Origin of the sequence: Mangrovihabitans endophyticus, from assembly GCF_014646155.1 — a bacterium.
GTDB lineage: Bacteria > Actinomycetota > Actinomycetes > Mycobacteriales > Micromonosporaceae > Actinoplanes > Actinoplanes endophyticus.
This window is the reverse complement of the sequence record NZ_BMMX01000028.1, coordinates 26,143-50,676: the sequence shown is the minus strand read 5'-3', so window position 1 is coordinate 50,676 and position 24,534 is coordinate 26,143. Positions and strand designations below refer to the sequence as shown.

Sequence of the window (24,534 nt, the reverse complement as noted above, 5' to 3'; positions counted from 1 at the left end):
GTCAGCGGGTCAGGGCGGCTACCGCCTTGTCGAACGGCTCCCGGCTCGTCACCTGGACCGGGTCCGCGCCGATCACCCGACCCCCCCCGCCGCTGACCGCTGCGCCCGCCAACGGCCGCACCGCCGGGCCGGGCTGCGGCGTCGCCACCGGCTTGCCCGTCGCCCACACCACCAGCGTCGTCCTCGCCGCGCCGGTGCTCGCCCCGCTCGTGAAGCCGACGCCGGTCAGACCCGCCACGGTCACCGGCCGGGCCGTCGCGCCGCGCGCCGCCGCCGCCAGCGCCGCCATCGCCGTGCCCGCCGGGCGCAGCGTGCCGTCCGGGTCCAGCAGTCCCGCCCGCACCTCGGCGCCCGCCCGGTTGTCCGGGTTGTACGCCAGCGGCAGCCACATGATGTCGCGGACGCCGCCCGCCGCCAGCAGGGTGACCACCTGGGTCATCTCGCGGGCCACCACCGGGTCGGACGCGCTCGCGGTCTTGTCGAACCGGCCCACCTCCCAGGCCTGCACCGCAATCCCGGACGGGGTGGTGGCGCGCACGAAGTCCAGCAGCGACGGCACGCCGTCCGGGGTTTCGTAGAAGTGCACCTGCCGGACCTGCACGATCTTCTGGTCCAGCAACTGCCGGGTGACCGCCAGGTACGCCAGGTTACGGGCGTTCGTCGGATGCGCCAGCGCCTGCCGCAGCCCCGCGGCGTCGCGCACGTCCGGGATCTGCTTGCCGCGGGTGCCGATGCGGCGGGCGAAGTACGCGCGGTACGCCGCCACGGCCGCGTCGTCCCGGCCCGCGGCCAGCAGTCGATCGGCCACACCCATGCCCAGCGCCACGCTGCTGATGCCCGAGTCGGCGACGGTCGCGGCCGGGTCGGCGGCGTGGATCGCGGTGGCGGCGGCACGCACCAGATCGGCGTACTGCTGCGGGGTGCCCGCCCAGTACTGCTGAGCGTTCACCTCGTTCTCCACGGCGTAGGTGTGCACGCCGTACGGGCGGTACCGGCCCACCAGCGAGGTCACGAACGCCCGGTACCGGGACAGGTCCCGGGGCATCGCGGATTCGGTCTTGCCGGCCTGACCGCGGGTGAACTGCGGGGTGCCGCCGGTGGCCCAGCACAGGCCGACCCGGATCTTCAGGTCGAGGGCGATGCCCAGGTCCCGGCTGAGCCGCGCGACACGGTCCAGGGTGGACCAGTCCGGGCGGCCCGGCGTCTTCTCCACGTCGCACCAGCTCAGCTCGTAGTACGTGTGCGAGCCGGTCAGACGGCGCAGGAAGGGTTCCTGCTCGGCGTACCGGTTCCAGTCCCAGTGCGCGCCGAACAGCGTCTCGCCGGCGGCCGGCGCCGATCCGGACAACCCCGGGGACGGCGGGGCCGATCCCGGCGGCGGGACTGACCCCGACGGCGGGGCGGATCCGGACGGTGCGGGCGGCGGCGTGGGCTCGCCGCCGGTGCACCCGGCCGCGAGAAGAAGGAGCAGCGCCGTCGCGGCGGCGGCCCAGGGGCGCAGCCCCGTCGAGGCGGCCCAGGGGCGTAGCCCCGTCGAGGCGGCCCAGGGGCGTAGCCCCGTCGAGGCGGCCCGGGGGCGTAGCCCCGTCATCCGCATGCTCACCGGTACCCCAGCTCCTTGAGGGTGCGTCCGGAGAAGAGCCGCACCAGCAGGCGCAGGAACGGATCCAGCTCGCGGCGATAGGTGCCCACCCGGGAGTCGTAGATGGCCGCGTCGGTGCCCGCCGCCGCGCGCCGCCGGTCGGCCTCCACGGTGTACTTGGCCGCCACGTCGTGCGGCCGGTCCGCGTACCGCAGCACGTCCTCCTCCCAGGTCTCGCCGAGGAACGCGAACAGCGCCCGCAGGGTGGGCTCCGGGGAGCGCACCGCGTCCTCGTACCGCAGCTCGAAGTAGCGTCCGCCGGGCAGCGCCCGCCCGGCGGCCCGCGCCACCCGGATGTACCGCGGCCACTTGACCACGCACTTGACGGCCGACCAGTAACCGAACCGTTTGCGGTGCGACACCACCACGTCGCGGCCGTCCCGGATCACGTGCACGATCTGCGCGTCCGGGAACACCTCGGTGACGAAGTCCAGGCTGAGCGCGTACAGCGGGGTCTTGTCCGCCCAGCGTGTCTTGCCGCGCCCGGCCGCGTAGTCGTCGTGCACACCGCCGAAGAACTCCCGGATGCGCCGCAGCCAGTCGGCCCGGTCGAAGCCGAACCGTTGCAGGCGCGGCCAGTCCCGCGCCGGGTCGACCAGGCGGCGCAGGTCGGGCAGGAACCGGGTCTCCGGGCCGCAACTGATCGCCGTGTGCGAGTCCAGCACCAGCCGCAGCATGGTGGTGCCGGACCGCTGGCAGCCGACCAGGAAGATGGGTCTATCCACGAGCGGCCTCCCGCCCGGCGGCGACCAGCCGCGCGGTCAGCGAGTCGCACAACTCGCGCACCCGCGGATCCAGCGGCAGCAGCGCGCCCCCCGACCCGGACGCGCCAGCGCTGCCGGGTTGCCCAGCGCTGCCGGGTTGCCCAGCGCTGCCGGGTTGCCCAGCGCTGCCGGCCGGTGAGCCCGGTAAGCCCGGAAGGCCGAGGAAGGCGGCCAGCCGGGCGTCGGTGCCGTCCGGATCACCGACCGCTTCCCGGTACGCCAGCAGCAGCACGTCGGCACGCCGGTGCAAGCCGAGGGTGAAGAACAGCCGGTTGCGGACGTACCAGAACAGCGCCGCCGCGGTGTGCCGGTCCATGGTGTCGTAGTCGAAGGAACGCACCAGCTCACGGGCGTCGTCGTCGAGGCGTCCGCCCTGCCAGCCGTCGCCGATGGTGCCGTCGGCGATCGCCCGCAGCGCCCGCAGGTTCGCGTCGCCGAACTTGGCCACCTCGGACCGCGCCCGCTCGTCGACGTCACGCCACATCCACACCGCGCCCCCGCCGGTCAGCGCCAGCAGCTCGTCCACCCGGTGACTGTCGCACAGCGGCTTGACCAGCACGATCGCGTGGCGGCTGCGGCGCACCACGTCGTGCAGCACCGCGTCCGGGCGCAGCCGGAACCGCCGGAACACCCGACGGTCGTTCTCGCCGCGCACCTCGACCTCGGGCGCCGCGCCGATCCGGCGCAGCAGCATGTTGGTGCCGGACCGTTGCAGGCCCACCACGTACACCGGTCGGGCACTGCCCGGCGGCACCGGGTGCCGGCGCCGCCAGCGGCGCTTGACCGCGGCGGCCTGCCAGCGCTCGCGCGGGTCCAGCCGGTCCTCGACGATCAGCCGGCGCAGCCCCTCCCGCCGCGCCCAGCGCACGTGGCGGACCACCCGGCGGGCGAACCAGCGCAGGGCAGACGGATCGTCCGGCGCCACGGCTCCTCCTCGGCCGAGACCCGGGGCCGTCCCCGAAGAGTCTCAGCAGCCTCGATGTTCTGGCGGTGCGCCGGTGATGCTAGCGTGAGCCGCCCGACGCCGGATCGGCCAGGACCCGGATCAGGCTGGACTTGGATAAGGCGGGACTCAGATCGGACGGGACCGGGAGCCATGCGTGTCCTGCACGTGAACAAGTTCCTGTATCGCCGCGGCGGGGCCGAGGCCTACCTGCTGGACGTGGCCGCGATGCAGCGCGCGGCGGGCGACGAGGTCGCGCTGTTCGGCATGACCCATCCGGACAACGACCCCGGTCTGCCGTACGCGCGAGACTTCCCGTCCTTCGTCGAGCTGGAGCCGCCACCGCCGGGCGCCGCCGCCCGGCTGGCCGCGGCCTCCCGGATGATCTGGTCGCGGTCCGCGCGGGCCGGGCTGGACCGGGTGCTGGCCGCGTTCCGGCCCGACGTGGTGCACCTGCACAACGTCTATCACCAGCTATCCCCGTCGGTGGTGGCCGCGGTTCGCGCGGCCGGCGTGCCGTGCGTGATGACGTTGCACGACTACAAGCTCGCCTGCCCCAGCTACCAGATGCTCGACCATGGACGGCCGTGCGACGCGTGCCTCACCGGCGGCGTGTGGCAGGCGGCCCGGCGGTCCTGCAAGGACGGTTCCCGCGCGGCCAGCACGCTGCTGTCCGCCGAGTCGTGGCTGCACCGGCGGCTGTCCGCGTACCGCGGCGTCGGGGTGTTCCTGGCGCCCAGCAGGTTCCTGGCGCACGTGATGGAGCGGGCCGGGGTCTACCCGGACCGGTTGCGGGTGTTGCGGCACCCGGCCCGGCTGCCGGCCGCCAAGACACGGGCCGGCGGGGGAGTGGTGTTCGCCGGGCGGCTCGCCCCGGAGAAGGGTGTGGACGTGCTGCTGCGCGCCGCCGCCGACCTGCCCGCGGGCGTGCCGGTGGACATCGCCGGTGACGGCCCGGCCCGGCCGGAGCTGGAACGGCTGGCCGCCGGGCGGGCCCGGTTCCACGGCCGGCTGGACCGCGACCGGCTGCACGCGCTGGTCCGCGACGCGGCGGTGGCCGCGGTGCCGTCCCGCTGGTACGAGAACCAGCCGTTGGCGGTGCTGGAGGCGTTCGGCTGCGGGGTGCCGGTGGTCGGCACCGACCTGGGCGGCCTGCCGGAGCTCATCGAACCCGGGGTGGACGGCGAGATCGTGCCGGCCGAGGACCCGGCGGCGCTTGTCGCGGCGCTGCACCGCCTCACCGCGGACCCGGACCGCGCGCTGCGCATGGGCCGGGCGGGACGGGCCAAGGTGGGCCGCGATTTCGATCCCGGCGTGCACCTGGACGGGTTACGCGCGGCGTACGCGGCGGCGGCGCGATGACGGTGCTCTACGTGGCCGGCAGCGGGCGCAGCGGGAGCACCCTGCTCACCACCGTGCTCGGGCAGATCGACGGGTTCTTCGCCGCGGGCGAGTTGCGCTACCTGTGGCAGCGCGGCCTGCGGGAGAACCGGCCGTGCGGCTGCGGCCTGCCGGTGCGTGACTGTCCGGTGTGGACGGCGGTGCTGGCCGGGGTGCCGGCGGTGGACCCCGGCACGTTGCGGCGCCGGCTGCGGATGCGCCGGTTGCCGCGCCTGCTGCGCACCGGTGCGGTGCCGCCGCACCCGGACGATGCGGCGCTGACCGCGCTGTACGCGTCGCTGCACCGGCACACCGGCGGCGCGGTGGTGGTGGACTCCTCGAAGCTGCCGCCGTACGGCGCGCTGGTCGGCGGCCTCGGCGTGGACCTGAAGGTGCTGCACCTGGTCCGGGACCCGAGGGCGGCGGCGTTCTCCTGGCGGCGCCGCCGGGCGCTGGACGGCGGGACCGCCGGGGAGGGCGGGAGCGGCCCGTCGTCGCAGATGACCCGCCACCCGGTCTGGAAGGCGGCGCTGCTGTGGACCGTGTGGAACGCGGTGACGGTACGCCTGTGGGCCCGCCGGCCGGGCGCCTACCTGCGCGTACGCTACGAGGACCTGATCGCGGACCCGCAGGCGACCGTGCGCGCGGTGATGGACTTCGCCGGGGTGCGCGAGCCGGCCGGGGTGAGCGGTTCGGGGCTGCCGTTCACCACCGGTGCGCGGGTGCGGCTGGCGCCCACCCACTCGGTCGCCGGGAACCCGTCGCGGCATCGCACCGGCGAGGTGCCGTTGACCGCCGACGACGAGTGGCGCCGGGCGATGCCGCGCCGGCACCGGGCCGTGGTGGCGGTGCTCACCGCGCCGCTGCGGCGGTCTCTCGGGTACGGAGACCGGCGATGAGCCTGGCCGTCGTGGTGGGCACCGGCCGGTGCGGGTCCACCCTGGTGCAGGAGCTGCTGTGCCGGCATCCGCGCACCGGTTTCATCTCCGGCCTGGACGACAAGCTGCCGCGGCTCAACCTGACCGGCCGCTTCAACGGGCCGTTCTACCGCGGCGCCGCGCCCCGGCCGCCCGCCATGACCGCGCTGCGGCACAGCCGCCGCCTGCTGGAACGTGGGCGGCTGCGGGTCGCCCCGTCCGAGGCGTACCAACTGCTCGACCGGCATGTGCTGGCCGGTTTCGGCAAGCCCTGCCGGGATCTGCTCGCCGGTGACCTCACCCCGCACGCCGCGCGGGCGCTGCGCGCCTTCTTCGACGCCCGGATCCGTGCCCAGCGCTGCGATCCGCTGCTGCACCACCTCACCGGCTGGCCGCGCACCGGATACCTGCACGCCGCGTACCCGGACCTCAAGGTCGTCCACGTGGTGCGCGACGGCCGCGCGGTGGCCAACTCCTGGCTGCAGATGGGCTGGTGGGACGGCTGGCGCGGGCCGGACAACTGGTATCTGGGCTCGTTGCCGGGCGCGCTGCGCGAGCAATGGGAGGATTCCGGACGCTCGTTCGTGGTGCTGGCCGCGCTGGGCTGGCGGATGCTCACCGACGCGTACGCGCAGGCCCGCGCCGCGCATCCGGCCGGTCAGTGGCTGGACCTGCGCTACGAGGACGTGGTCGCGGACCCGCGCGGCCAGCTCCGGCGCGCCCTGGAGTTCCTCGGCCTGGACTGGTCGCCCGCCTACGAGCGGGGTTTCGCGCGGTTCGACTTCCCGGCGGGGCGCGGGGCGGCGTACCGCGATGAGCTGACCGCGCCGCAACTGACGGCGATCGACGAGGTGCTGCGCGAGCCGCTGGCCGCCTGGGGATACTGAGCCGCCGGGGCGTGGCAGGATGGCCCGATGTTCGAGATCGGTGCCGCCCCGCGGGGTGTCGTGGCGGGTCGTGCGGTGGCCTTGCGGGCCGTGGCCGCTTGTGTCCTGGCAGTCACGATCGCCGGATGCGGCTCGTCCGACGACGCGCCCGACCCGCCGGACGGCGGCCTGATCACCGTCACGACCATGCGCGGCGCGCTGCTGCAGGGCAGCGACATCGGGCCCACCTGGCAGCCGCCCGGCGAGACGCCCGACCCGCAGCGGCTGGTGCGGTTCTGCGGCGGGCCGTCCGACGCCACCGCCGTGCCGGTGCCGCCCGGCGCGGACCAGGTCACCCAGTCCCTGGTGGACGAGGGCGAGGAGGGCGCGCAGACGCTGCACCAGAGCGCGCTGGTCTATCCGGACGAGGCGGGCGCCCAGGCCGGGCTGGCGGCGTTGCGGGCGGTGGCCGACGGATGCCGGGCGTCCGTGTCGGTTCCGGCGCGCCCCACCGGCGACACGTCCGAGCCGGCGTTCACCGAGACCACGAAGACGACACCGCTGGCCGAGGGGCAGTGGACCGGGTTCGTGTTGGAGCGTCACAAGACGTACGAGCCGGAGCACCCCGGCCTGGCGGACACCGCAGTGGCGGTGCTGGCCTCCCGGAACGTGCTGCTGGTCGACCAGTACGCGATCTACCGGCTGGGCGTGACCCGGTCGGCGAGCACCGGCGCGCAGTTCGACGCCGACTGGAGGAAACTGGTGGGCACCGTGGTGCAGCGGGTGGGATAGACAGCCCGGCGAGCGTGGTCTAGCCTTCCGTCAGCGCCGTTGCGAGTTCTTCCCCCGTGGAATTCGCAGCGGCGCGTTTTCGTGCCCCCTCCGACCCGCCCCGGCGCGCGGACACGCTTGCGCCCGGGTCGGCGCGCGCACCTTTGCGCATGCGGCCTGCAAAAAGGTGCTCCCGACTGTCCTTCGGCGCCGACCCGCCATAGCCTACGAATCATGTCCGAGGGGGCGGCGGGACCACGGATCCTTCGCCCCAGGCGGGATCCGTGCTCACCGGAGGTGTGGTGCCATGAAATTCGTCTACGAGTTTGCCGAGGGCAACAAGGATCTCGCGGACCTGCTCGGCGGCAAGGGCGCCAACCTCGCCGAGATGACCAACCTGGGCCTGCCGGTGCCCGCCGGATTCACCATCACCACGCAAGCCTGCAAGCAATATCTCGCCTCCGGCGTGCGCCCGGCGGGCCTGGACGACGAGATCGGCGCGCATCTGTCCACCTTGGAAGAGGCGATGGGCCGACGGCTCGGCGACCCGCACGATCCGCTGCTCGTGTCGGTGCGGTCCGGGGCGGCGATCTCCATGCCCGGCATGATGGAGACCGTCCTCAACGTCGGGCTGGGCGACGCGTCGGTGGCCGGGCTCGCCGCGCAGGCCGGCGGCGACGAACGGTTCGCCTGGGACTCGTACCGCCGGCTGATCCAGATGTTCGGCAAGACGGTGTGCGACGTGCCCGGCGAGGAGTTCGAGGACGCGCTGGACGCGGCGAAGGCCGCCAAGGGCGTCCGCGACGACGTCGACCTGGACGCGGCGGACCTGCGCGAACTGGTCGGCGCGTTCCAGGCGGTGTTCGCCAAGCACACCGGCCACGAGTTCCCGCAGGACCCGCGGGAGCAGCTCGATCTCGCGGTGGAGGCGGTGTTCCGGTCGTGGAACGCCAAGCGCGCGGTGCTGTACCGCCGGCAGGAACGCATCCCGGAGGATCTGGGCACCGCGGTCAGCGTGGTGGCGATGGTCTTCGGGAACCTGGGCGCGGACTCCGGCACGGGCGTCGCGTTCACCCGCGACCCGGGCACCGGCGAACCGGGCATCTACGGCGACTACCTGGCCAACGCGCAGGGCGAGGATGTGGTCGCGGGCATCCGCAACACGGTGCCGCTGGAGGACCTGGAACGGCTCGACCCGGACTCGTACGCCGAACTGCTGCGCATCATGGCGACCCTGGAGGGGCACTACCGCGACCTGTGCGACATCGAGTTCACCATCGAGCGCGGCAAACTGTGGATGCTGCAGACGCGGGTGGGTAAGCGCACCGCGGCGGCGGCGTTCACCATCGCAGCGCACCTGGTCGACGAAGAGATGATCGACATGGACGAGGCGGTGCGCCGGGTCACCGGGGCGCAGTTGGCCCAGCTGATGTTCCCGCGGTTCGACCTGTCCGACGAGCCGCAGCCGGTCACCCGGGCGGTGGGCGCGTCACCCGGCGCGGCCTCCGGCGAGGTGGTGTTCACCGCCGAGCACGCGGTGCAGCGCGCCGAGGCGGGGCATCGGGTCATCCTGGTGCGCCGCGAGACGAACCCGGACGACCTGCCCGGCATGATCGCCGCGCGCGGCATCCTCACCTCCCGCGGCGGCAAGACCAGCCACGCCGCGGTGGTGGCCCGGGGCATGGGCAAGACCTGCGTCTGCGGCGCGGACGAGATCACCGTGGGCGAGCGGGAGTTCACGGTGGCCGGGCACACCATCGCCGAAGGCGACGTGATCTCGGTGGACGGCACCACCGGCCGGGTCTACCTCGGCGAGGTTCCGGTGCGCGACTCCGAGGTGGTGCAGTACTTCGAGGGCGACCTCGACCCGGCGAACGCCAACGACCCGCTGGTGTCCGCCGTGCACCGGATCATGACGCACGCCGACGAGCGCCGCCGGCTGCTGGTGCGCACCAACGCGGACACGGCCGCGGACGCCGCGCGAGCCCGCCGCTTCGGCGCGCAGGGCATCGGCCTGTGCCGCACCGAGCACATGTTCCTCGGCGACCGCCGGGAACTGGTGGAGAAGCTGATCCTGGCCACCACCGACGCGGACCGCCAGGCCGCGCTCGCCGCGTTGCAGCCGCTGCAGCGCGACGACTTCCTCGCGCTGCTGCGGGAGATGAACGGGCTGCCGGTCACGGTCCGGCTGATCGACCCGCCGCTGCACGAGTTCCTGCCCGCGCTGGAGGACCTGGCGGTGCACGTCGCGGTGGCCCGCGAACGGGGCGAACGCGCCACCCGCCAGGAGCAGATGCTCGCCGCGGTGCGCCGCATGCACGAGCAGAACCCGATGCTCGGCCTGCGCGGCGTGCGTCTCGGGCTGGTGGTGCCGGGCCTGTTCGCCATGCAGGTGCGGGCGATCGCCGAGGCCGCGGTGGCGCTGGCCGCCGAGGGCGGCACCCCGCGCCCGGAGATCATGGTGCCGCTGGTCGGCGCGGTCCAGGAGTTGGAGACGGTACGGGCGGAGGCGGAGAAGATCCTCGCCGAGGTGGTCGGCGACTCCGGCGTACCGGTGCTGATCGGCACGATGATCGAGGTGCCGCGGGCTGCGCTGACCGCCGGGCAGATCGCCGAGGCCGCGGAGTTCTTCTCCTTCGGCACCAACGACCTCACGCAGATGGGTTGGGGCTTCTCCCGCGACGACGTGGAGGGCGCGTTCTTCTGGCGTTACCTGGAGCTGGGCATCTTCGGCATCTCGCCGTTCGAGTCGCTGGACCGCGACGGGGTGGGCCGGATGGTGCGCATCGCCAGTGACGAGGGCCGCGCCGCCCGGCCGGACCTCAAGCTCGGCGTCTGCGGCGAACACGGCGGCGACCCGGATTCGGTGCACTTCTTCCACGAGGCGGGGCTGGACTACGTGTCGTGCTCGCCGTTCCGGGTGCCGGTCGCCCGGCTGGAGGCGGGCCGCGCCGCGGTGCTCGACGCGCCCTCCGTGGGGTGACGACGGGCGTGCCGCCGCGCATGTCAGGTGCGCGGCGGCCCGCAGGGGGACGGCGGGGTCCGGCTCAGCGCCAGGTGTCGGTCCAGGTCTCGCTGCACGACCCGGACGACGAGGTGGTGCGGCTGCGGTTCGGATCGCTCTCCCAGATCACCTGGTCGCCGTTGCGCTTGACGTACTTGTACTGCACCGTGGTGCCCGCCGGCAGGTCCGCCGATCCGCGCCACACCGGGTAGGTGGCCGACGACAGCGGCACCCCGTTCGCCGGGTTCCAGTTGCCCAGCGCCGCGGTGTTGCCCACCACATAGACGTTCTCGCCCCACACGGTGGTGGCGTTCACCGCGAAACTCACCGCCACGGCCGGGCAGCCGGCCGGCGGCGGGGTGGTGCCGCCGGTGCCGCGCGCGCCGATGTGCAGCGCCAGCGCGCCGTTGGCCGCGACGGTCGCGGTCACCTGGCCGCTGCCGTTCACCGTGTACGCCGGTCCGGTGCACGACCCGCCGGTGGCGTCCCCGGCCATCACGTCGCAGTACGTCCCGGCCGGCAGCGACGTCTGGAAGGTACGGGTGAGCGCGCTGCCGGAGCGGTTGAACGCCACATAGGCGGCGCTGCCACGGCCGAACGCGATCTGGTTCGAGCCGCTGCTCCACCAGTTGGTGACGCCGGTGCCCGCAGCGGTGTTGCGCAGCGCGACCATGTTCGCCGTGGTGCGCATGCGGTGTTCGCACTGCCATCCGTTGCCGCAGCTCACCGTGGAGGTGGTGCCGTCACCGGCGGCGGGCGGCCCGGCGTCGGAGTTGCTGAAGGTGAAGCTGGACATCACCTTCGGCACCCCGTACGGGTAGGCGAGCATGAACGCCTCGGCCAGCGCGTACGCGGAACCGTTCTGGTACGTGAGCTTGGCCCGTCCGTTGCGCTGGGTGTCGTGGTTGTCGATGAACACCACCGCGTCGCCGGAGGACAGGCGCATCTGCGCGGGCAGCGAGTTCAGCCCGGACAGGTCGCCGCCGGCGAACGCGTTGCCGACCACGTCGCCGTAGCGGAACTCGGTGACGTCGCCGATCCCGGTGTACTCCTCGGGCGCCGGCTCACCCGAGCCGCCCTCGATGACCTCCTGGTAGACGTACTTGCTGCCGGACACCCCGGAGACCACGGCGGACACGTCGGCGGCGGGCATGTGCTTGGCGGCGTCGATCCGGAATCCGTCCACCCCCAGCGAGGCGAGATCGTTGAGATATCCGGTGAGCTTGCCCCGGACGTACGACGATTCGGTCTTCAGGTCGGACAGGTCGACCAGCTCGCAGTTCTGCACCTCCCACCGGTCGCCGTAGTTCACGATGTCGTCGTTGCCGTTGCGGCCGCAGTGGTGGAAGTCGTCGTTGCCGTACGGGACCGCGGGGTAGGCGTAGTGCGAATAGCTCGACCCACCGCTGCCGGTGCCCGACGAGGCGCCGCCGGCCATGTGGTTGATCACCGCATCGACGAAGATCTTGACGCCCGCGGCGTGGCAGGTGTTCACCATGGACGCGAATGCGGCCCGGTCTCCGCGCCGGGAGGTGAGCTGGTAGCTGGTCGGCTGGTAGTCCTGCCACCAGGGGTAGCCCTGGCCGGGCAGCACCACGTGTTCCTGAGGCGGGGAGACCTGCACGGCGCCGAAGCCCTTCGGGCCGAGCACGCCCGTGCATTCGGACGCGACGGAACGCCACGGCCACTGGAACAGGTGCACGATGACGTCGTGCGCGCCGGGCGTGGCCGCCGACGCCTGGGCCACCGTGGAACGGCGTACCGCACCGGCGGACAACAGCGCGGCGGTGAGCACGGCGACCGCGGTCACCGCGAGCACCGCGCGGGGGAGGGTTCGGGGACGCATGAGAAGCCTCCTGGGGACGGGACGGAACTTCTTGCGCAAGTTGCAGGGAAGCTAGCAGGCGTGTTACGGAACGGTAAAGCGACGTGGCTCGATGTCTATGTCCGATATGAAGCTTTGGTAGTGATTCGGCTTGCAGCGTGACGGACCGGACCTCGGAGGCCGCGCGAGGGCGGCGCTGGTCGAGGCGGTGCGGGTCGGCGACCGTTGGCGCAAGAACTTTCAAAGATCGACTGGCGCGGGATCGGCTCAGGCCGCGGGCGCCGCCAAAGATCCGGAGGATCGCCGCCCGGACGCCGAGGCGGTGGAGCCGCGCACCACCAGTTCCGGCGCGTACACGTACTCGGAATGCGGCGCGCCGTGCCCGTCGATCTCGTCCACCAGGGCACGCACCGCGGCGTTGCCCATCGCCGCCACCGGCTGCCGCAGGGTGGTCAGCGGAGGTTCGGTGAACGCGATCAGCGGGGAGTCGTCGAAGCCCACCACCGACACGTCCCGGGGCACCGCCAGGCCCCGGCGCCGGGCCGCGCGGATCGCGCCCAGCGCCATCAGGTCCGAGCCGCAGACCAGCGCGGTGGCGCCGGCGTCCAGCAACTGCCCGGCCGCCACGTCGCCGCCCTCCACCCCGAACAGGGTCAGCGAGACGAGCGGGTCGAGCTCGCCGTCGCGCAGGCCGACGTCGCGCTGCATGGCCGTACGGTAACCGGCCAGCTTGCGTTGCACGGCGGTGAACCGGGCCGGGCCGGACAGGAAGCCGATGCGACGGTGTCCCAGGCCCGCGAGGTGGGTCACCGCGGTCTCGCCCGCCTGGCGGTCGTCGCAGGACACAAACGGCGCGTCGATGCCCGGCGCGTATCCGTTGATCAGCACGATCGGCATCGGGCGGCGCACCAGCCGCAGATAGCGCTCGTGGTCGGCGGTGGTGTCGGCGTGCAGCCCGGCGACGAAGACGATGCCGGACACCTGGCGGTCCAGCAGCATGTCCACATATTCGTCCTCGGTGACCCCGCCCGGCGTCTGGGTGCACAGCACCGGGGTGTATCCGGTCTGCGACAACGCGGACTCGACGACCTGCGCGAAGGCCGGGAAGATCGGGTTCTCCAGCTCCGGCACGATCAGGCCGACCAGGCCGGCGCTGCGCTTGCGCAACCGCTCCGGCCGCTCGTATCCGAGCACGTCGAGGGCGGTGACCACGGCCTGCCGGGTGTCCGGTGACACGCCCGGCCGGTCGTTCAGCACCCGCGATACCGTCGCCTCGCTGACCTGCGCCTGCCGGGCGATGTCGGAGAGTCGTGCGCGCATGGCGACACTGTAACGCTTCGGCAATTGGTTGCAGTCGATCCGAAAGCGCTTCCACGTGCGCGGGCCTGCCCCACGGTCCTATGATCATCGGGATGATTCGATAAGGAGGGCCAGCGTGTCCGTGATGTCCGCCTTCGATCGTCAGCGCTCGGTCGCACCGGCCGGCTTCAGCCGGTGGCTCATCCCGCCCGCGGCGCTCTCGGTCCACCTGTGCATCGGTCAGGTCTACGCGACAAGCGTCTACAAGAACTCCCTGGTCGCCCACTTCGGCACCGGGCAGACCGCGATCGGCGTGATCTTCAGCATCGCGATCGTGCTGCTCGGCCTGTCCGCGGCGCTCGGCGGCACATGGGTGGAGGCCAACGGCCCCCGCAAGGCGATGGCCGTCGCGGCCTGCTTCTGGTCCGCCGGCTTCGCGGTGGGCGCGCTCGGCATCGGCACCGGCCAGTTGTGGCTGCTCTACCTCGGGTACGGCGTGCTCGGCGGCATCGGCCTGGGCATCGGATACATCTCGCCGGTCTCCACGCTGATCAAGTGGTTCCCGGACCGTCCGGGGCTGGCCACCGGCCTGGCCATCATGGGGTTCGGCGGCGGGGCGTTGATCGCCGGCCCGCTGTCGCGCCAGCTCATGTCGCTGTACGACGCGGACTACGACCCGAGCGTGGCCTCCTCGGTCGCCTCCGGTCCGGCGCTGGTGGGCCTCTTCCTCACCCTCGGCGTGGCGTACTTCCTGCTGATGATGTTCGGCGCCCTCATCGTGCACGTGCCGCCGGACGGCTACCTGCCGCCCGGCTTCGACCCGGCCGCCGTCAAGCGGCGGTCCCTGGTCACCACCGCGAGCGTGTCCGCCGGCAACGCGCTGCGCACCCGGTCGTTCTGGCTGCTGTGGGTCGTGCTGTTCTGCAACGTGACCGCCGGGATCGGCATCCTCGAACAGGCCAGCCCGATGATCCAGGACTTCTTCCGCGACGGCGGCGCCTCCACGGTGTCGGTCAGCGCCGCGGCCGGATTCGTCGGGGTGCTGTCGCTGTTCAACATGGCCGGGCGGTTCGCCTGGTCGTCCACCTCGGATGTGATCGGTCGCAAGCCGATCTACATGGTCTATCTCGGTGTCGGCATCGTCCTGTACGCGCTGCTGGCCTCCGTGGGTGACACGGCCACGGCGCTGTTCGTGCTGCTGGCCGGGGTGATCCTGTCGTTCTACGGCGGCGGCTTCGCGACCGTCCCGGCCTACCTGCGAGACCTGTTCGGCACCTACCAGGTGGGCGCCATCCACGGGCGGCTGCTGACCGCATGGTCGGCGGCGGGTGTGGCGGGACCACTGATCATCAACGGGTTCCTGGACGCGCAGGGCAAGCCCGGCACGCTGACCGCCGCCGCGTACCGTCCGGCTCTGTTCACCATGGTGGGCGTGCTGGCCGTGGGCTTCGTGGCGAACCTGCTGATCCGGCCGGTGCCCGAGGAACTGCACGAACCCGAGCGGGCGTCGCTGCGGACGAAGGAGGCCGAGTGATGACCGGTCAGACCGTACGGCTGGTGCTGTCGTGGCTGCTGATGGCCGTGTTGCTGGGTTACGGGGTGATCGAGACGGTGAAAACCGCGGCGAAGCTGTTCGGCTGACCGCGGATTGTCGGGGGGTGGGTCTACCTTCCACGGTGTACGCAGCACGAGGACGTCTGCGACACCGTGACGAAGGAGCATGCCATGGGATCGCGTCTCAACCCCTACCTGGCGTTCGCCGGCAACGCCCGCGAGGCGATGGAGTTCTACCAGTCGGTGTTCGGCGGTGAGCTCACGCTGAACACGTTCGGCGAGTTCGGCGCCGACGACCCGGCCGTCAAGGACAAGATCATGCACGCGCAACTGGAAACCGGAGCCAACTACACGCTGATGGCCGCGGACAGCGCCGCGGGCGGGCCGGCCACGCAGGGCAGCGCGATCACCGTCAGCCTCAGCGGCGACGATGCCGCGCTGCGCGACCACTTCGCCAAGCTGGCCGAGGGCGGCACGGTCACCATGCCGCTGGAAAAGCAGGTGTGGGGCGCCGAGTTCGGCCAGCTCACCGACCGCTTCGGGGTCAACTGGATGGTGAATATCGGTCCGGCGTGAGGCCGGCGGTGCCGTCCTCGGTGCCGTCCTCGGTGCCGGTGGCGCCGTCCTCGGTGATCGTGTCCAGCACCTGCCGGCCGAACTTCGCCAGCTTGCTCTGGCCGACCCCGCTGACCGTGCCGAGCTGATCCAGCGTCGCCGGGCGCAGGTGCGCGATGGCCCGCAACGTCGCGTCGTGGAAGATCACATAGGCCGGGAGCTGCTGCTCCTTGGCCACCGCCGCACGCCAGGCGCGCAGCCGGTCGAACAGCGGCTGGGCCTGGGGCGCGAGCTCGGCGGACGCCGCGGCAGCCGCCGCCTTGGGCCGGGACGGTCGCACCCGTTCCGGCTCACGGCGCATCATCACCTGCCGTCCGCCGCGCAGCACCTCGTCGCTGGCCTCGGTGAGCACCAGCGTGCCGTAATCTCCCTCGACCGTGAGCAGCCCGGCCGCCAGCAGTTGACGCACCACGGCGCGCCACTCGGCGTCGCGCAGGTCCGCGCCCACACCGAAGACGCTCAGCTCCTCGTGGCGGAACTGGCGCACCTTCTCGGTCTGCTTGCCCACCAGGATGTCGATCGACTGCCCGGCGCCGAACTTCTGCCCCCGTTCCCGCTGCAACCGCCACACGCAGGAGAGGAACTTCTGCGCGGCCACCGTGCCGTCCCAGGACTGCGGCGGGTTCAGGCAGGTGTCGCAGTTGCCGCACGCGTCCGCGCCCGGCTGGCCGAAATAGGCGAGCAGGCGGGCGCGCCGGCACGAGACCGTCTCGCACAGCGCCAGCATGGCGTCCAGGTGCGCCGCCGCGTTGCGGCGGAACGCCAGGTCGCCGTCCGACCCGTCGATCAACTTGCGCTGCTGCACCACATCCTGCAGGCCGTACGCCAACCAGGCGGTGGACGGCAGCCCGTCGCGCCCGGCGCGCCCGGTCTCCTGGTAATAGCCCTCCACCGACTTCGGCAGGTCGAGGTGGGCGACGAAGCGGACGTCCGGTTTGTCGATGCCCATGCCGAAGGCGATGGTGGCCACCATGACCAGGCCCTCCTCGCGCAGGAAGCGTGCCTGATGGGTGGCGCGCACCCGGGCGTCCAGGCCGGCGTGGTAGGGCAGGGCGGGGATGCCCTGTGCGGTCAGGAACTCGGCGGTCCGCTCGACCGAGGCCCTGGACAGGCAATAGACGATGCCCGCGTCGCCGGCGTGCTCGCCGCGGAGAAATTCCAGCAACTGGCGGCGCGGCTCGTTCTTGGGCACGATCCGGTACTGGATGTTGGGCCTGTCGAAACTCGCGGTGAAGTGCCGCGCCTGCGTCAGCCGCAACCGGGTGGCGATCTCGTCGCGGGTGGCCGTGGTGGCGGTCGCGGTCAGCGCGATCCGCGGCACCTGCGGCCAGCGCTCGTGCAGCATCGACAGGCCGAGATAGTCGGGCCGGAAGTCGTGCCCCCACTGCGACACGCAGTGCGCCTCGTCGATGGCGAACAGGGCGATGGTGCCGCGGTCGAGCAGCCGCTGCGTGCCCGGGGTGAGCAATCCCTCCGGCGCCACATAGAGCAGATCCAGCTCACCGTCCAGGAACGCCTGCTCGGTGGCCCGCCGCTGGTCGAGATCCTGCGTGGAGTTGAGGAACCCGGCCCGGACCCCGAGCGTCCGCAACGCGTCCACCTGATCCTGCATCAGTGCGATCAGCGGCGAGACCACCACGCCGGTGCCCGCACGCACCAGGGCCGGAATCTGGTAGCACAGCGACTTGCCGCCGCCGGTGGGCATCAGCACCAGCGCGTCGCCGCCGCCGATCACGTGCTCCACGATCTCCCGCTGATCGCCGCGGAACTCGCGGTAGCCGAAGACGCGGTGCAGGACATCGGCGGCGCCGGGCGCCGTGGGTTGGCCAGTCACGCCGCGATAGTAGGACCTGGCGCGCCGGGCGGTCCTACTCGGCCAGCGGCAGGTCGATGGTGTGCGCGGTGTGCGACTTCTTCGCCGCGAGGTAGCGCACGTTGGCCGCGGACAGGTGCACCTCGGTGGGGATCTGCTCGGTGACCTGCACGCCCCACCGGTCTAGCTGACCGGCCTTGTCCGGGTTGTTGCTCAACAGCCGCACCCGGTCCGCGCCGAGGGCGCGCAGCATCTGCGCGGCGGCCCGGTAGTCACGCTCGTCCTCGCCGCGGCCCAGCGCCACGTTCGCCTCGTACGTGTCCATGCCGGCTTCCTGCAGCGCGTACGCGTCGAGCTTGGCGTACAACCCGATGCCGCGGCCCTCCTGCCGCAGGTACAGCAGCAGGCCGCCGGTCTCGGTGATGCGCTGCGCCGCCTCCCGCAACTGCGGGCCGCAGTCGCAGCGCTGGCTGCCGAACACATCGCCGGTGAGGCATTCGCTGTGCGGGCGCACCAGCGGCGCCCGCCCGCCGGCCGCGGACCGGCGCAGCGCCCGCTGCCAGTCACCCAGGCCCAGAGCGAGGTGCTCCTTGCCGTCGACGAGTCCGTCGAAGGTCGACACGCACGCCGTGGTGGCGTATCCGTCCGAGAAGCGCATCGGTACGGTCACCTGTGTCCGCACGGTAGCCTCGGGTAGCTCTGACATCGGCTCTCCTCTTTTCACGAACACCGGTCCCGCCCCGGGGCAGGGACAGCCCAGGGCAGGGATGCCCGAAGATCAGCGTGACCATGCCGCAACAGGCCGTCAATGTGCCGGTAATCGCAGTCCGCATTATCGTGGACCGGTCTTGCGGTCGTCGTGGTTGTTGACGTCTCGGGTCGCTCAACGGAAGGCGTCATCGGTGGTGGAACGCCCCTACGTCCTGCTCAGTTGCGGCATGTCGATCGACGGCTATCTTGACGACACCGCGCGGGAGCGGCTGCTGCTGTCCAACGACGCCGACTTCGACCGGGTGGACGACGTCCGGGCCGGCTGCGACGCGATCCTGGTCGGCGCGGCCACCGTACGCTCCGACGACCCCCGCCTGCTGGTGCGCTCGGCCCGCCGCCGCCAGGCCCGCCAGGCCCGCGGCGCCGGCGCGACGCCGGTGAAGGTCACCGTCACCGGCCGTTGCGATCTGGACCCCGGTGCCCGGTTCTTCACCGACGGCGACGTCGACAAGCTGGTGTACTGCGCCACCGGCGTGCTGGACGAGGCCCGCGCCCGGCTCGGCGGCATCGCCACGGTGATCGACGGCGGCGACCCGGTCGACCTGTGCCGGGTGAGCACCGACCTGCACGCCAGGGGAGTGCGCCGGCTCATGGTGGAGGGCGGCGGCACCATGCACACGCAGTTTCTCACCGCGGGCCTGGCCGATGAGCTGCACCTGGTGATCGCGCCGTTCTTCGTGGGCGACTCCCGCGCCCCGCGGTTCGTCGGCGACGGAATGTTCCCGTGGGGCCCGGCCCGGCCGGCCCGGCTGGCCGAGGCCCGGCCGATCGGCGACGTGGTGCTGTTGCGGTACGCGCTGTCCGACCGTTTCGTGGGGTGACCCGCGGCCCGGCGCCCGAGATCACGCGGCACTGGCGGCCAGCACACCCGAGGTGACCGGGGACGCGGTGACCGGGGCTGCTCCGGCCGGGGCTGCTCCGACCGGGGACGCCGGGACCGGCGCCTTCTCCACCACGACGACCCGAGCCGGTCGCGTCGCGCTCGCCGGGACCGCCCGGTCCGCAGCCCGTGCCGCGGCGCGGGCCCGGGCCCGCGCCGCTCCGCCGACCAGCAGCAGCGCCGCGCCGGGCACCGCGGCGACGAAGGCGAACAGGCCGTACACCACCGCCACCGTCAGACCCTGCGCGGCGCTCAGCCCGGCCGCGCCGAACGCCCATGCCGTCACGCCCTCGCGCGGCCCCCACCCGCCGATGTTCACCGGCAGGGACATGGCCAGCAGGGCGAGCAGCATCAGCGGGGCGAGCCGGGGCAACGACGCCGCCGAACCCGCCGCCCGCGCGGCCACCACGAACGTGGCCAGGTGACCGGCCAGCACACCGGCCGACGCCAGCGCCACACCGTGCCAGGTGCGGCGGTGCAGCAGGCCGGCGCGGATCTCGGCCAGCGCGTCCCGGATCGCCGTGGCCGAGCGCGACGCGCCGCGGCCCAGCCGCCGGCCGGCCAGCAGCACCGCCGCCAGCAGCACCGCGCCCGCCACGCCGGCCACGGCCAGGGCGGGACCGTGCGGCTGCAGATGCCCGCGCACCGGCGACGGTGCGGTGAGCAGCACGGTGACGCCGACCGCGACCAGCACGATCTGACCCGCGGTGCGCTCCAGCACCACCGCCCGTACGCCCTTGCCGACGTTCCCGGTGTCGCGCCCGTGCTGCACCGCGCGGTCCACGTCGCCGAGCACGCCGCCGGGCAGCGCCGCGTTGAGGAACAACGCCCGGTAGTACTCGGCGATCGCGTCACCCAGGCGCAGCCGCAGGCCGAGACCGCGGGCCACCAGGCACCAGCGCCAGGCGCTGAGCAGCGTGGTGGCGAATCCGATGGCGAGCGCCGCCAGCAGCGTGCCCGGACCGACCACCCGCAGGCCGTCCAGGAACGCGCCGGTGCCCAGCTTCCAGGCGAGCACCCCGATGATGGCGGCGCCGCCGAGCACCCGCGCCCAGGCCCAGACCGATCGTGTCACGTCCCGTCCCCTTCGTCATTCCTGCCGACCAGTACGCCGGACCGGGGCGGACGGTTCAAACGAAGGTGCCGGGAATCGGTGCGGCCGGCTCAGCCGAACTCGGCGAGCAGGTCCACGTGACCCACCTGGACCGCCGGCAGGGCGTCCAGCCGCCGCTGCAGATAGGGCCCGAGGTCGAGTTGCGGATGCTGGTCCATGGCCGCGCCCACCCAGCCGCGCAGCCACTGCCCGGTGAGTTCGGCACGGTCCGGTCCCAGCCGCCACGGGCTGGGCCGGGTGGTGACCCGCGCGCCGGCCCGCCGGAATGCCTCGGCGGTCACCCGCGGTGCGTCCGGCCCGAGCAGCCGCCGCCCGCCGGCCTCCCGGCGCTGGTGCGCGTTGAACCAGCTCGCCACGTCGTCGTCCAGTTCGTCGGCGGGGTCGAAGGTGACCTCTCCGGTCACCGACAGCGTGCACAACGCCGGCGTGCCGGTGGCGGCGCAGGCCGCGGCGAGCGCCTCCACCTCGGGCCCGGTGAGCAGGTCCAGCAACGCCGAACAAGCGACCAGGCCGGTGTCCGCCAGGTCGGCCGCGGTCAGCGCGGTGACATCGCCGCGGACCGTCTGCACGGTGACCGGCGCACCGTCCCCGGCCCGGTCCGGCATCGTCGCGGCGGCGCGCTCCAGTAGCTCCGGGTCCGAATCGTGCAGCACCCAGTGCTGCGGGCCGGGCAGCCGCGGCGCCAGCCACCGGCCGAGCGAGCCGGTGCCGCAACCCAGATCCCGCACGGTCAGCGGGCCGGGCCCGGCGTGCAACGGTTCCAGCAGTTCCCGTGAGCGCGCGTCGGTGTCGGCCGGCTCGCGCAGCGCCAGCCAGCTCGCGCTGAATTCACCGGCCATGGTGTTCCTCCTCTGCCGCAGGCGGTGGTGTGGGTGGTGGTGAGATCACGTCGTCCAGGGCCCGCACCGTGGCGTCCCAGCCGGGCAGCGCCGCGCGGCGCCGCGCGGCGGCGCCCCGCCACGCCGTGCGCAGGCCCTCGTCGGTCAGCCAGCGGCGCAGCGCCGCGGCCAGGGCGCCTGGGTCGCCGGGCGGGACCAGGCCGCCGCCGTCGCCGAGCGCCTCGCGGACGCCGGTCACGTCGCTGCCCAGCACCGGCACACCGCGCGCCAGGGCCTCGGTGACCACCATCCCGTACGTCTCCGCCCGCGACGGCAGGACCAGCAGGTCCGCTTCGGCGTACGTGCGGTCCAGTTCGGCCCCGGCCCGGGTGCCCGCGAAGGTGACGCGCGGATGCCGCCCGCGCAGCGCGGCGGCGAACGCCGGTTCCCGGTCGGTCGCCCCCACACACCGGCACACCCAGTCCAGATCGTCCATCGTGGACAGGGCGTCGACCAGCACGTCCTGTCCCTTGCGGTGGGTGACCGCGGCGACGCAGAGCAGCCGTGCGCCGCGCGGCGAGGGCACGGCCGCTGCGGCGCGGTCGCTGCCCGGCGGCGCCACGTGCACCCGAGTGGCGGGCAGTCCGTGCAGGCCGGTGACCCGCTCCGCGGCGGCGGCGCTGGTGGTCACCACGGCGGCGCAGGCGTGCAGGGCGCGGCCCTCCAACCGATGCAACCGGGTTGCGGTGGCCGCCTCCAGCCCGGTCTCGTCACCCAGCGGCAGGTGCACCAGCGTGATCAGGCGCAGCCGGGACGCCTCGGCCTCCAGCACCTCCGGCACGCCGCCGGCAACCAGGCCGTCCAGCAGCACCGGCATGCCGTCGGGAAGCCCGGCCAACGCCCGGCGCAGCGCGCCGCGGTGCGCCGGGGCGGGCTGCGGCCACGCCCCGGCCACGGCGATCTCGTGCAGGTCGTGCCGGGTGGCCAGGCCGTCGCAGACCCGGCGGTCGTACCGGTTGCCGCCGCTGGGCGCCGCCGGATCGTCGATGCCGGCCGGCAGCACCACCGCCAGCGGATCTCTGGCTGGCGGCTCTGTGGCCGACGGATCGGGGGCCGGCGGTTCGGTCACAGCGTGCGCTCGTAGCTCGCCCACGCGACGTGCGACTCGTGCAGGGTCACCGCGATGCCGGACAGCCCGGCGGCCTGCGCGCCGAGACGTCCCGCGGTGACCGCGTCGGCCAGCCGGTCGGCGATCACCTTGGCGAGGAACTCGGTGGAGGTGTTCACGCCCGCGAAGTCCGGTTCGTCATCCAGGTTGCGGTAACTCAGCGCGCCGCACACCGCGTGCAGTTCCTCCAGCGCCCGGCCGATGTCCACCACGATGTTGTCCGCGTCCAGCTCGGCGCGACGGAACGTGGCGTCCACCACGAACGTCGCGCCGTGCAGCCGCTGCGCCGGTCCGAACACCTCGCCGGTGAAGCTGTGCGCGACCATGATGTGGTCGCGGACGGTGACGCTGAACAAGGATCACTCTCCCTCATCGCCGGGCGTGCCCGGATGGTTCGTACTGCCGGGCGTGCCCGGATAGTCGATGCGGTGACAGAGTGCCGGGCGTGTGCCGTCGGCCAGCTCGGGCAGCACACGCGGCAACTCGTCGAACGCGGAATGCCCGGTGATCAGCGCGTCGAACCCGGGATCGGCCAGCAGCCGCAGCGACAGCTCCAGCCGGTCCGCGTACGTGCGACGGCCGCGCCGGGCCGGTGCGATCTGTCCCACCTGGCTGCTGCGCACGGTCAGCCGGCGGGCGTGGAAGAACTCGCCCAGGGGCACGCTGACCTGCCGGTCGCCGTACCAACTGAGCTCGGTGACGGTGGCGTCCGGCGCGAGCAGTTCCAGGCAGCGGCTCAGGCCCGCGTCGGTGGCGCTGGCGTGCACCACCAGGTCGCAGTCGCCGTCGGCGTCCGCGGGCAGGGCGAACCGCACACCCAGCGCGTCGGCGACCGCGGCGCGTGCCGGGTCGGCGTCCACCAGTTGCACCCGCGCCCCCGGGAACCGGGCCAGCACGCCGGCCACCGAGCAGCCGATCATGCCGCCGCCGACCACCGCGATCCGGTCGCCGATCAGCGGCGGGGTGTCCCACAGCGCGTTCACCGCCGTCTCCACCGTGCCGGCCAGCACGGCCCGCGCGGGCGGCACGTCGTCGGGCACCACGGTCACGGCGTCCGCCGGCACCACGTACCGGGTCTGGTGCGGATAGAGGCAGAACACCGTGCGCCCGGCCAGCTCCGGCGGGCCGGCCTCGACCACGCCGACGTTGAGATAGCCGTACTTCACCGGCGCCGGGAAGTCGCCGTCCTGGAACGGCGCCCGCATCGCGGTGTGCTGGCTGGCCGGCACGCCGCCGCGGAACACCAGCGTCTCGGTGCCCCGGCTGACGCCGCTGTGCAGGGTGCGCACCAGCACCTCGTCCGGGCCGGGGTCCGGCACCTCCGTGGTGCGTATCTCGCCCTTGCCCGGGTGCGGCACCCAAAAGGCGCGTGCGTGACCCGCCATGACACCTCTTCCCGGTGGGGACCGGGCAGTTCCCGGCCGATTGAACCGAACAGGCGCCGGCAGCGTGTTCGGGAGGGACAGCGGCAACCCTACGCGGAAACCGATCTTGCCACCGGGAGGCTTGGTTACATTGAGTACAGAGATTGTGACGGCGCGATCGAGCCGGGGTCCCCTGGTGGGGCTCGCCGTCCACATGCTCCTGCTCGCCGGCCTGTCCGCCACGGTCGGCCTCAGCGCCGGGGGGTGGCTCGCCGGCGTCGCGTACGGCGTCGTGCTGACCGTGCTGCTGGCGGAGGGGCTGCGCCGTGCCGGACTGCGCCGCCTGGGCCCGGCCAACCTGGTGACGCTGTCCCGCTCGGTCGGCGTCGGCGCGGTGACGGCCCTGGTGGTGACCGGTTTCCGGGCCGAGATCCCGGTGCCGCTGCTGGTCGGCGTGGTCGGGGTGGCGCTGGCACTGGACGGTGTGGACGGTCAGGTGGCCCGCCGCACCGGCTCGTCGTCCGCGCTGGGCGCCCGTTTCGACATGGAGGTCGACGCGTTCCTGATCCTGGTGCTGAGCGTGCACCTGGCCGGCATGTTCGGCTGGTGGACGGTGGCGATCGGCGCCTTCCGGTACGTGTTCGTGGCGGCCTCGTGGCCGATGCCGTGGCTGACCGCGACCCTGCCGCCGCGGTTCTCCCGCAAGGTGGTGGCGGCGACCCAGGGCGTGGTGCTGGTGGTGGCCACCGCCGAGGTGCTGCCGCGGGCGCTGGCCGGGGTCGCGGTGGCGGGCGCGCTGGCGGCGCTGGTGTGGAGCTTCGGCCGGGATGTGATCTGGCTGCATCGTCAGCGGCAAGCAGCCGCCACCGCCGCCCCGCAGGCGGTCGCGTCGTCCCCGGCCCGGTCCGGGCGGTCCGCGGGTGTGCCCGTGCCGGTGGCCTGAGCCCGCCCTGAGTCCGGCCCTGCGCCTGAGCTCCGCATGGGGGCCGCCTGCTCTGGGCCGCTTGCTCTGGGCCGCTCGCTTTG

At 73.2% G+C, this 24,534-nt stretch carries 22 protein-coding genes; 10 read left to right on the top strand and 12 right to left on the bottom strand.

Annotated elements, in window-relative coordinates:
- Window position 1: 1 nt before the first annotated feature.
- Genes IEY73_RS23925 through IEY73_RS23915 form a run of 3 tightly spaced genes read right to left on the bottom strand, consistent with a single transcriptional unit; the run spans window position 2 to window position 3,331 of the window.
- A complete protein-coding gene (locus tag IEY73_RS23925) occupies window positions 2-1,603 on the bottom strand; it encodes a hypothetical protein (protein ID WP_189081550.1) in 1,602 nt (533 codons plus the stop codon).
- The gene (locus tag IEY73_RS23920) at window positions 1,600-2,367 is read right to left on the bottom strand and encodes a sulfotransferase family protein (RefSeq protein WP_189081549.1); all 768 of its coding nucleotides are present in this window, start codon (window positions 2,365-2,367) and stop codon (window positions 1,600-1,602) included. Before IEY73_RS23920 ends, IEY73_RS23925 begins: the two co-directional genes overlap by 4 nt.
- Window positions 2,360-3,331 carry a hypothetical protein gene (locus tag IEY73_RS23915; RefSeq protein ID WP_189081548.1) on the bottom strand — a complete coding sequence of 324 codons (972 nt, stop codon included), beginning with the start codon at window positions 3,329-3,331 and terminating at the stop codon, window positions 2,360-2,362. The genes IEY73_RS23920 and IEY73_RS23915 overlap by 8 nt, the downstream gene beginning before the upstream one ends.
- Before the next feature lie 171 nt (window positions 3,332-3,502).
- Here IEY73_RS23915 and IEY73_RS34165 point away from each other — a divergent pair, with 171 nt between their 5' ends.
- From IEY73_RS34165 to ppdK, 5 genes are all read left to right on the top strand, one after another.
- On the top strand, window positions 3,503-4,711 hold the full coding sequence (locus IEY73_RS34165; RefSeq protein WP_189081547.1) for a glycosyltransferase: 1,209 nt from the start codon (window positions 3,503-3,505) through the stop codon (window positions 4,709-4,711).
- Window positions 4,708-5,628, top strand: coding sequence for a sulfotransferase family protein (locus IEY73_RS23905; protein WP_189081546.1), 921 nt, complete (start codon window positions 4,708-4,710; stop codon window positions 5,626-5,628). Before IEY73_RS34165 ends, IEY73_RS23905 begins: the two co-directional genes overlap by 4 nt.
- Complete coding sequence (locus IEY73_RS23900; RefSeq protein WP_189081545.1) at window positions 5,625-6,533, top strand: sulfotransferase family protein; 909 nt, start codon at window positions 5,625-5,627, stop codon at window positions 6,531-6,533. Before IEY73_RS23905 ends, IEY73_RS23900 begins: the two co-directional genes overlap by 4 nt.
- Window positions 6,534-6,560: 27 nt before the next feature.
- Entirely contained in the window at window positions 6,561-7,304 is a 744-nt protein-coding gene (locus IEY73_RS23895) for a sensor domain-containing protein (protein WP_189081544.1), read from the top strand.
- A gap of 286 nt (window positions 7,305-7,590) precedes the next feature.
- Window positions 7,591-10,266: a pyruvate, phosphate dikinase gene (ppdK, locus tag IEY73_RS23890; RefSeq protein WP_189081543.1), complete on the top strand. Its 2,676-nt coding sequence runs from the start codon at window positions 7,591-7,593 to the stop codon at window positions 10,264-10,266.
- A 64-nt stretch (window positions 10,267-10,330) separates the two neighbouring features.
- On the opposite strand, the gene IEY73_RS23885 is transcribed toward ppdK, so the two are convergent.
- Window positions 10,331-12,133, bottom strand: coding sequence for a carbohydrate-binding module family 20 domain-containing protein (locus tag IEY73_RS23885; protein WP_189081542.1), 1,803 nt, complete (start codon window positions 12,131-12,133; stop codon window positions 10,331-10,333).
- A gap of 246 nt (window positions 12,134-12,379) precedes the next feature.
- A complete protein-coding gene (locus IEY73_RS23880) occupies window positions 12,380-13,432 on the bottom strand; it encodes a LacI family DNA-binding transcriptional regulator (protein ID WP_189081541.1) in 1,053 nt (350 codons plus the stop codon).
- A gap of 121 nt (window positions 13,433-13,553) precedes the next feature.
- On the opposite strand from IEY73_RS23880, the gene IEY73_RS23875 reads away from it, so the two are divergent.
- The 3 genes from IEY73_RS23875 to IEY73_RS23870 all read left to right on the top strand — a co-directional run bounded on the left by IEY73_RS23875 (window position 13,554) and on the right by IEY73_RS23870 (window position 15,541).
- A complete protein-coding gene (locus IEY73_RS23875; RefSeq protein ID WP_306661531.1) occupies window positions 13,554-14,945 on the top strand; it encodes an OFA family MFS transporter in 1,392 nt (463 codons plus the stop codon).
- Complete coding sequence (locus IEY73_RS34530) at window positions 14,945-15,052, top strand: MFS transporter small subunit (protein WP_444543383.1); 108 nt, start codon at window positions 14,945-14,947, stop codon at window positions 15,050-15,052. The genes IEY73_RS23875 and IEY73_RS34530 overlap by 1 nt, the downstream gene beginning before the upstream one ends.
- An 84-nt stretch (window positions 15,053-15,136) precedes the next feature.
- Window positions 15,137-15,541: a VOC family protein gene (locus IEY73_RS23870; RefSeq protein ID WP_189081539.1), complete on the top strand. Its 405-nt coding sequence runs from the start codon at window positions 15,137-15,139 to the stop codon at window positions 15,539-15,541.
- Here IEY73_RS23870 and recQ read toward each other — a convergent pair.
- A complete protein-coding gene (recQ, locus tag IEY73_RS23865; RefSeq protein WP_189081538.1) occupies window positions 15,510-17,414 on the bottom strand; it encodes a DNA helicase RecQ in 1,905 nt (634 codons plus the stop codon). The two genes, IEY73_RS23870 and recQ, sit on opposite strands and share 32 nt — an antisense overlap.
- 34 nt (window positions 17,415-17,448) lie before the next feature.
- Window positions 17,449-18,099: a GTP cyclohydrolase II gene (locus tag IEY73_RS23860; RefSeq protein ID WP_189081537.1), complete on the bottom strand. Its 651-nt coding sequence runs from the start codon at window positions 18,097-18,099 to the stop codon at window positions 17,449-17,451.
- A gap of 196 nt (window positions 18,100-18,295) precedes the next feature.
- On the opposite strand from IEY73_RS23860, the gene IEY73_RS23855 reads away from it, so the two are divergent.
- The gene (locus IEY73_RS23855; protein WP_189081536.1) at window positions 18,296-18,985 is read left to right on the top strand and encodes a RibD family protein; all 690 of its coding nucleotides are present in this window, start codon (window positions 18,296-18,298) and stop codon (window positions 18,983-18,985) included.
- 21 nt (window positions 18,986-19,006) lie between these two features.
- Here the strand turns inward: IEY73_RS23855 and IEY73_RS23850 are convergent, their stop codons facing one another.
- The 5 genes from IEY73_RS23850 to IEY73_RS23830 all read right to left on the bottom strand — a co-directional run bounded on the left by IEY73_RS23850 (window position 19,007) and on the right by IEY73_RS23830 (window position 23,529).
- Entirely contained in the window at window positions 19,007-20,119 is a 1,113-nt protein-coding gene (locus IEY73_RS23850; RefSeq protein ID WP_189081535.1) for a lysylphosphatidylglycerol synthase transmembrane domain-containing protein, read from the bottom strand.
- 89 nt (window positions 20,120-20,208) lie between these two features.
- Entirely contained in the window at window positions 20,209-20,997 is a 789-nt protein-coding gene (locus tag IEY73_RS23845; protein ID WP_189081534.1) for a class I SAM-dependent methyltransferase, read from the bottom strand.
- Window positions 20,987-22,105, bottom strand: a complete 1,119-nt coding sequence (locus tag IEY73_RS23840) for a glycosyltransferase family 4 protein (protein ID WP_229716094.1) — start codon at window positions 22,103-22,105, stop codon at window positions 20,987-20,989. The genes IEY73_RS23845 and IEY73_RS23840 overlap by 11 nt, the downstream gene beginning before the upstream one ends.
- Entirely contained in the window at window positions 22,102-22,500 is a 399-nt protein-coding gene (locus IEY73_RS23835; RefSeq protein ID WP_189081532.1) for a 6-pyruvoyl trahydropterin synthase family protein, read from the bottom strand. The genes IEY73_RS23840 and IEY73_RS23835 overlap by 4 nt, the downstream gene beginning before the upstream one ends.
- A 3-nt stretch (window positions 22,501-22,503) precedes the next feature.
- Window positions 22,504-23,529, bottom strand: coding sequence for a zinc-dependent alcohol dehydrogenase (locus IEY73_RS23830; protein WP_189081531.1), 1,026 nt, complete (start codon window positions 23,527-23,529; stop codon window positions 22,504-22,506).
- A 175-nt stretch (window positions 23,530-23,704) separates the two neighbouring features.
- Between IEY73_RS23830 and IEY73_RS23825 the strand changes: the two genes are divergently transcribed.
- Window positions 23,705-24,451: a CDP-alcohol phosphatidyltransferase family protein gene (locus IEY73_RS23825; protein WP_229716093.1), complete on the top strand. Its 747-nt coding sequence runs from the start codon at window positions 23,705-23,707 to the stop codon at window positions 24,449-24,451.
- Window positions 24,452-24,534 lie beyond the last annotated feature (83 nt).